A 7,471-nucleotide genomic window follows, 5' to 3' on the forward strand; every position below is an offset into this window, starting at 1 on the left:
GAGTGGGAGTAATTTCTGGCAGTGGGGTTGCTTCTGGAGTGGGAGTAGTTTCTGGCAGTGGGGTTGCTTCTGGAGATAAATTATCCTGGGCTAAAATTTCCGAGTTAGTTAAGATTTCATTTATATAGCTAGAATTGACAAACACCAGATCGGGTGGAAATAGAGGGGAAAGTGAAGGTTTTCCCAGAATAGTTAGTAGACTAAAAGGAGCGATCGCCCAAAATCTTGCTTGACTCATTAATCACCTCAAATATATTACTTAAATTCTCCAACTAGCCTACTAGCATAGTGGGAAATAATCACAAATAATTATTAACTAAAAAAGTTTAGGGTGGATTTTAGTCAGTAGTTATACAAATTATTAAAAATATTGCTATACTTAGGAGCTGGAAAAAATAACGTTCAAAAGAATAGAACTTATTAAATACCAAGAATTGACGCCACAAATATCCTTTCGTTAAGGACGGGGTTTAAATATAAATATAGAATCCAATCATGGCAAACTTTCTGGTCATTGGTATTAGATAGTTTCAGCATAATCATCTTTATTTTGATTTCCAAACCAATGGTTATTATCAAGTCTATTAACTGTTGTATTTATTAGTTTTAATCAGTTGATTCTAACATTTTTATCTATTAAATTTTTGCTTCAGTTTTAAATCTCCACTCTATTTTTTTAATTTTATATTCCTATAAATCAATACTAGAGAAGATTTTAGACAACTTATCTATAATAGTTTATCCTTTCTCGTTCAAAGAAAGGTCTAATTCTAGGTGAAATTGCCTCAATTTTCAACTGATACTCTCCTGACTCTCCTGCTTCATAAGAATTTGCTAATAACTTATAAGTTCCATCCTCTGGTAATGTAATTATAATTCTGGCATTTTTCTCTCCACCACTATCATCATCTTGAGCTAATTCTTGATCGTTTGAGTTTAATAAAATTAAGTAGGAATCTATTTGGTTGCTGCTCATATCAATAGAAATTTTTTGACCTGCTTTACCTTCAAAAGCGTAAAGATCATAGTAACTATTGTCTACAGGTAATACATTAGATTCTCGATCTAAATTTCCTTTTACTTCTATTAAAGCACTAAGCTCTAATTGTTTAGCAAGCTGTTCATCAAACATCGCAGTTTGCTGTTGAGCGACTAAAGGTGCTCGTCCTTCTCGAACTGCCGTGAGAAACTCCGGGACTCTATCTATAGATATGGCAAAGCCAATACCAATGTTACCCCCTAATTGACCACGAGTAAATATAGCAGTATTAACACCGATGAGTTCTCCAGCACTATTCAATAATGGTCCCCCAGAGTTGCCTGGATTAATCGCTGCATCTGTTTGGATCAAGCCTCTTTCTCGATCTATGCGACTAACTATTCCTACAGTAAGAGTACCTTGAAATCTACCAAAAGGATTACCAATGGCAAAAGCTCGCTGACCTACTTTTGTATAACCAGGACGAGCTATTCTAATTATCGGAAGGTTTGTTTCTCCTCTAATTTTTAGAACTGCTAAGTCTAAACCTTTTTCACCAAAGCCTATGACATCTGCTTTAACTTTTCTCCCATCTGCTAAAGTGATTTGTACTATACCACCTTGGGAGACAACATGAGCATTAGTTAATACCATTCCATCGGCAGAGATAATTGTACCGCTACCGTTTGTTTTATCTGTATCTATGGAGACTACAGCTTGATTTGCTCGTTGATAAACACGAATATTAGTTTGTTCTTCTATACTAAGAGCAAGTATTGATTCTGTTTGATTTTTGTGCCGAATTTTTATGGTTTTATCTGGTTTTATTTGAGCATTGACAACAGAAAAATTAGTTAAATTTGCACCTACTCCTATACCTACTACTAATATTCCTGATGTAGCTTTTTGCAAAAGTTTGACATTCATTGTTGCTTGTGGAATCTAATTTAGATAACTAATTTTTTAGTTATACCAAGCGTGAAAAAAAATAATATTACAAATAAGCTTGAGCCATCAAAGAACTTTATTTTAATCTCTCTTGTAGTAAAAATAGAGACTCAACATAAAAAGAAAAAATAGTTAGATTTTAGATTCTATTCTTCCTGACTATAGGTCGCAAATTCGACATATTTCCTACTTGACTCCTAAGCAGCAGTAACTATTTGTAGCAAAAATTTATCACGCCTGGTATTAGTTATGAATACAATTTTTATTCAATTTATATTTAACTTTGTTACTGCTCTAAACTACTTATTAATCTACCTGAGAATAATTATTTTGTCTAAATAAGTTAGGATTTACGAAACTCATCAAATCTTAATAGTTTCAGCCATAGGCAAAATTTGGATTCCAATACTTATGGATGTAGAAGATATTCTTACTCAACCAATGCTTACCGAATAATTAATAATTATTAGTTAATATCATGTCCGCTGGTATCGTTTGCGTAAAAGCTAGGGTGAATATCTACAGGAAATTTAAGTGTTTTCCAGCTTTTAAACCTTTTTTCCTTCTTCCTTCTTTCTTCTTCCTTACCTTACAATACTGATGCTACCGGACATGATATAAATACCTTGGTTAAAAGCCTCCCCCCATAGGAGAAAAAGCGGTCGTTTGCGGAGCAGTCCGTAGGATGGGATGGCGAGGTCTCTCGCTCTTGCAGAGGAGCTGCCTCTTGCCTCCTCCGGAGGAGCTACGCTAACAGAGGAGTTTCGCTAACGCTAACGCTTTTCATGTCCCGCAGCGACACCACATATCCAATCGACCAAGAGAAAAGTGCTAGGATATTTCCTTATATTCAATCTTTAATTTAATTGCCTTTAATTCTTCATGTCTGTCAGTGAATAACTAACTGTAGCCATTACTTTTTTTTCTTTTATATTTTATTATCCAGGGTTTCTCTGTCATTTTTCCTTCTTTGTTTGCTTTAACTAAATCATAATCTAGACCTAAATGACTCAGCTATATTTCTCAGTATTTGTTAGATTTGTTGGGAAAGAAAAACTGAAACTGCTGTCGCCGACATAAAAAGCTGGCAATACTTAATAGTTGCGAACCCAACTCTTAACTAGGAGCCATAACCCACCGAACATACCGAAGATTAAGACAATAAGCTGTCTTAATCTTTGCTTGTAAATTCACTCACTAATTTTGAGTAATGAACCTTCCTATTAACCTAGCTTTTCAGTAACTAATAATCAGCAGAAGTAAAGTCTTTTAATTTTTTACAGTTTACTATCTAACAGTTATTAAACGATATCTTACCAAAGTGAAATTCAGCTACAGAAAAAATATAAGGAATGAGGAAACTAGGAATTTTTATCTTTACTTTCCCCATTAAATACCAATCAAAATAACTATCCCCGCCTCATTCCTACTGGTATTAAGAGTTTGTAGAACCATGAACATCAGGATCGACAGAGTCCATAGGGGTATACTCTACATAATCTGTAGGAGTCACTTCTTTTCGAGGAGATGATGCTTCTGGAGGACGAACTTTTCTAGTTCTAGGAGGTCTTTCTTCTGAATAATTTGCTATGGGAGTAGACCGAGTACTACGGCCACGGGATACTCTTTCTTCATCATTTGCACTCTCCCAACTATCTCGACTACTATAACGAGGTGGTCTATTTTCCTGCCCATTGGCATCAGCAAAGTTATCGCGACTACGAGAACGAGGTAGTCTATTTTCTGGATCTACAGAAGTTTCCCAATCTTCAGATGACCTTGGATAATCTTCAGGACGGGTACTACGCTTGCGTAATTTTCCTTTTGGCTCTCCCGGTCTATCATAATTACTTCTGCGAGTGGGAGGGCGACGGGGATAGTCATCTTCATAATAATCTGCTCTGGAAGAACGATAATCTTCAGCCCCTCTGATCCGACGTTTAGCAGGATATTCTTCATAAGGCTCTAGTTCATCAAACTCTGTTTCTGCATAGCTATAAACAGGACTAACTGACCGTTCTTCATCCACAACAGGTGTGCGTTCCCTAGCTTGCTTGGTTGTCAGTCCCCTTAGACTTATGGCTTCTGCTGCAAAGAATATAGTAGAACCAGTTAATAAGAACTGACCAAAAGCTAAAATTGGGTCTAGTCGCCAACCCTGAAATACTAAAATACCTCCAGATAGTAGGCCAATTGCTGCAAAGAAAATATCGTGATCTCTTGCTAGCTTCGGACGCCATGTACGCAGAAAGTATAGGCCTGCTCCAGCTAAGGCCAGAATTACTCCCATCAGAGTCTGAAATCCGAATCCTAAATTTACCATTATAAATCTCCTAATCAGTCACAAGTTAGCTGTTCGGGTTAACAATCTTTACCCTAGCCTGGTCTTAAGGCTTTAAGCTATTTATATATATAAAGTTGACTTAATATTTGTCTTTGTCTGATAATACATTCTCAATTTAACAGAGAAAAACCTCAGTTTGTCGGGGTTGGACAATTTTACCACTGTCTCCCCTTTACTTTAGCTGAGGTTTGAAATAAAGGTCAGGTTAATTTTACAGAAGACTTTCTTCTAGATTAATGTGACTCAAAGGTTGAATCACAAAGAAAAATATCCAGAGTCTAGGAACGGGTAACTTTGTCCTTTTGGCTGACGAATATCAGAAAAACTGTGGCCGGAATCACTACAATTAAAGTTCCCGCCAACAGACTGAAGAAGAAGTTTGATAAAGAAGGAGTCATAAATTATTACCCTTTGTTACAAAAATTGATTTCCTTTAGTTTTCAATATTAATCTATCATTTACTCCATTTACTCAAAATTTTTCCCTAGCATCTGGAAGTAGGTCTAATTTTTAGGGTGCTTTTCTGGAGAATTTGATGTTCCCTGGTCTATAATTTTGGACTTGATCTAAAAAAAGTTGAAAACTTAACTTCCGATACTGGCAAAATCAAGATTTTCTGACTAAAGAAAACCTAGCGCCTACCACCTAAAATTTATTTGTAGCAAACATTTATCACGCCTGGTATAATACCCCTGAAAGATCCATTACTGGGGTAAAGTTTGTCTCGACAATTTTAGAGGTAGGTACTTTTATGAGTGGCACTAGCTCAACCCACCCTCTCTTGATTTAACCGTCTGGTCATAGACCAGGGGACTGGCATAGCACCCCAGGGTAGGAACTTATCTCAACGTTGGTTGAAGACCCGCGCTCTCCCGCAGGGGAGCGACGCAATTGGAAAACCAATCAATAACAGAGGATTCACAAATAATCTGTTAAAATGTAAGTGTTGAATAAGTAAACAGTGAAGTGAATGGTTGAAAAAGCGTACAAATTTAGATTATACCCAACTCCAGAACAGGAAAATCTGTTGCGGAGGACGTTGGGATGTGTACGCCTCATCTACAACAAAGCTTTAGCTGCTAGAACTCAAGCTTGGTATGAGAGCAAAGAGCGAGTGAGCTACAAACAAACTTCAGCTATGCTTACCTCCTGGAAAAAACAGGAAGATTTAGATTTTCTTACTGAAGTAAGTAGTGTACCATTGCAGCAAGGTTTGAGACATTTACAGACTGCTTTCACCAACTTTTTTAGTGGACGTGCTAAATATCCTAACTTCAAGAAAAAGCGTAACGGTGGCAGTGCTGATTTTACCAAGTCTGCATTTAAGTGGAAAGATGGTCAAGTATATCTAGCCAAATGTGCTCAACCGTTACCTATCAGATGGAGTAGGCAACTACCAGCAGGTTGTGTACCTAGTACAATTACTGTCAAACTAGAGCCTTCTGGAAGATGGTCTGTGTCTTTGAGAGTTGATGACACCAGAGATTTAAAACTTAAGCCAGTGGACAAACAAGTTGGCATTGATTTAGGGATCGCCAGTTTACTAACTACCAGTGATGGAGAAAAAGTGGCGAACCCAAAGAATATAAAGAAGTTACATAAAAAACTGAGGTTAGCCCAAAAGTCTCTAGATAGAAAAACCAAAGGAACTAATAACTACCAAAAAGCTAGGCTCAAAGTAGCCAAAATACACGCAAAAATAAAAGATTCAAGACTTGACTATACTCATAAACTGACAACCCAACTAATTAGAGAAAACCAAACGATAGTAGTTGAAGACTTGGCAGTAAGAAACATGGTCAAGAACCACAAATTAGCTAGAGCCATATCAGATGCCAATTGGGGAGAGTTGGTCAGGCAATTAGATTACAAAGCTGAATGGTATGGACGGGAACTAATAAAAATTGATAGATATTTTCCTAGTTCTAAGCGTTGCTCTAACTGTGGTCATGTAGTGGAAAAATTACCTCTCAATATTAGAGAGTGGGATTGTCCGAAGTGCGGTAGCCACCATGATCGAGATATCAACGCAAGTATAAATATTTTGGCTGCGGGACTCGCAGTGTCAGTCTGTGGAGCGACCGTAAGACCCGAAGAGAGTAAATCTCGCTTATACGGGTGCATTGAAGCAGAAAGCCCCTAACAGCGATGCTTGGGAATCCCGCGCTGTCTCGTAGAGCAGCGTCGGGAGGATGTCAATTGCAATACAATAATCTTGGTTTTATTGACAAAAGTTAATTTTTAGCTGGCTTTATGGACTATCTGACATTAGCTAACTGGACTTTAGGTATTATCCTAGGGTTAATGACTTTCTTATTTATCTTCCGAATTGTTCTGACATGGTATCCCCAGGTAAATATCAATCAATTTCCATTTAATTTGATTTTTTGGCCTACGGAACCATTCTTAGTTCCCACCAGAAAAATAGTACCGCCTCTGGGAGGGGTAGATATTAGCCCTATTATTTGGGTAGGTATTTTCAGCTTACTGCGGGAAGTGCTTTTGGGTCAGCAAGGTTTATTGAAAATGATGCTGTAGCTAAAAGTGAAGTTCTCTCCCATTAACTAATTAGGATTTTATTATCTACAGAAGTTGAAAGTTGAATTGCCTAAGCTCCCGATCTTGTGAGTTCTTCAAAAAAATTCTGGAATTTATTTAATTCTCATTCCTACATCGGAGATTAGAAAATTATAAGGTGAGCTTCTCTAAAACAAGGATAGCTGTATCCAAGTTTCTGAATTTTTCTCCTTCTCAGGCTGATTAATATCTTACCGAATAATTAAGGTAAAAAGCCTCTCCTTTAAAGGAGAAACAAGCGGTCGTTTGCGGAGCATTCCGTCAGAATGGGATGGCGAGGAGACCTCGCCATATCCAATCTCCCCTTGAGAAGAAAAAATTTTCACGCTTCGCGTCAATCCAATCCGTTTTAGGGAGAGGTAATTATCAATTATTCATTATCAATTATTAATTCTTGAAGCCTCCACAGACAGGCAAGATGATACTCACCTCCTTTCAGTAGGTAGGCATAAATAAACCTTAAAACAAAAAATCTGAAAAAGAACCCAGAAGTAAGTTATCAATGGATTCTCACCGTTCTGAATCTCCATTGCTATTTTACGGATAATTAAACCCACCTACTTAATAGATTGGACTTTGGACAAAAAGAAAATAGTTAGCGTAATATTTACGCTAACTAAGCT

The 7,471-nt window shown here is 37.1% G+C and carries 4 protein-coding genes and 2 pseudogenes; 2 read left to right on the forward strand and 4 right to left on the reverse strand.

The genetic code is table 11. The features are described 5' to 3' along the window. The 4 genes and pseudogenes from ACP6PM_RS32240 to psbX form a co-directional block, all read right to left on the reverse strand. A pseudogene (locus ACP6PM_RS32240) lies at positions 1 to 238 on the reverse strand (hypothetical protein); the annotation flags it as partial. A 531-nt stretch (positions 239 to 769) separates the two neighbouring features. After that, positions 770 to 1,906, reverse strand: a pseudogene (locus ACP6PM_RS32245) (trypsin-like peptidase domain-containing protein); the annotation flags it as partial. Between the two features lie 1,456 nt (positions 1,907 to 3,362). Beyond that, positions 3,363 to 4,250, reverse strand: a complete 888-nt coding sequence (locus ACP6PM_RS32250) for a Ycf66 family protein (protein ID WP_426590943.1) — start codon at positions 4,248 to 4,250, stop codon at positions 3,363 to 3,365. Between the two features lie 299 nt (positions 4,251 to 4,549). Further along, positions 4,550 to 4,669 carry a photosystem II reaction center X protein gene (gene psbX / locus ACP6PM_RS32255; protein WP_293141669.1) on the reverse strand — a complete coding sequence of 40 codons (120 nt, stop codon included), beginning with the start codon at positions 4,667 to 4,669 and terminating at the stop codon, positions 4,550 to 4,552. A gap of 572 nt (positions 4,670 to 5,241) precedes the next feature. On the opposite strand from psbX, the gene ACP6PM_RS32260 reads away from it, so the two are divergent. Together ACP6PM_RS32260 and ACP6PM_RS32265 are read left to right on the forward strand one after the other, a co-directional pair. Beyond that, complete coding sequence (locus ACP6PM_RS32260; protein WP_426590944.1) at positions 5,242 to 6,414, forward strand: RNA-guided endonuclease InsQ/TnpB family protein; 1,173 nt, start codon at positions 5,242 to 5,244, stop codon at positions 6,412 to 6,414. 110 nt (positions 6,415 to 6,524) lie between these two features. Continuing rightward, positions 6,525 to 6,809, forward strand: a complete 285-nt coding sequence (locus ACP6PM_RS32265; protein WP_426590945.1) for a YggT family protein — start codon at positions 6,525 to 6,527, stop codon at positions 6,807 to 6,809. Positions 6,810 to 7,471: the final 662 nt, after the last annotated feature.

This window comes from Dapis brunnea BLCC-M229, assembly GCF_050015995.1.
GTDB lineage: Bacteria > Cyanobacteriota > Cyanobacteriia > Cyanobacteriales > Microcoleaceae > Trichodesmium.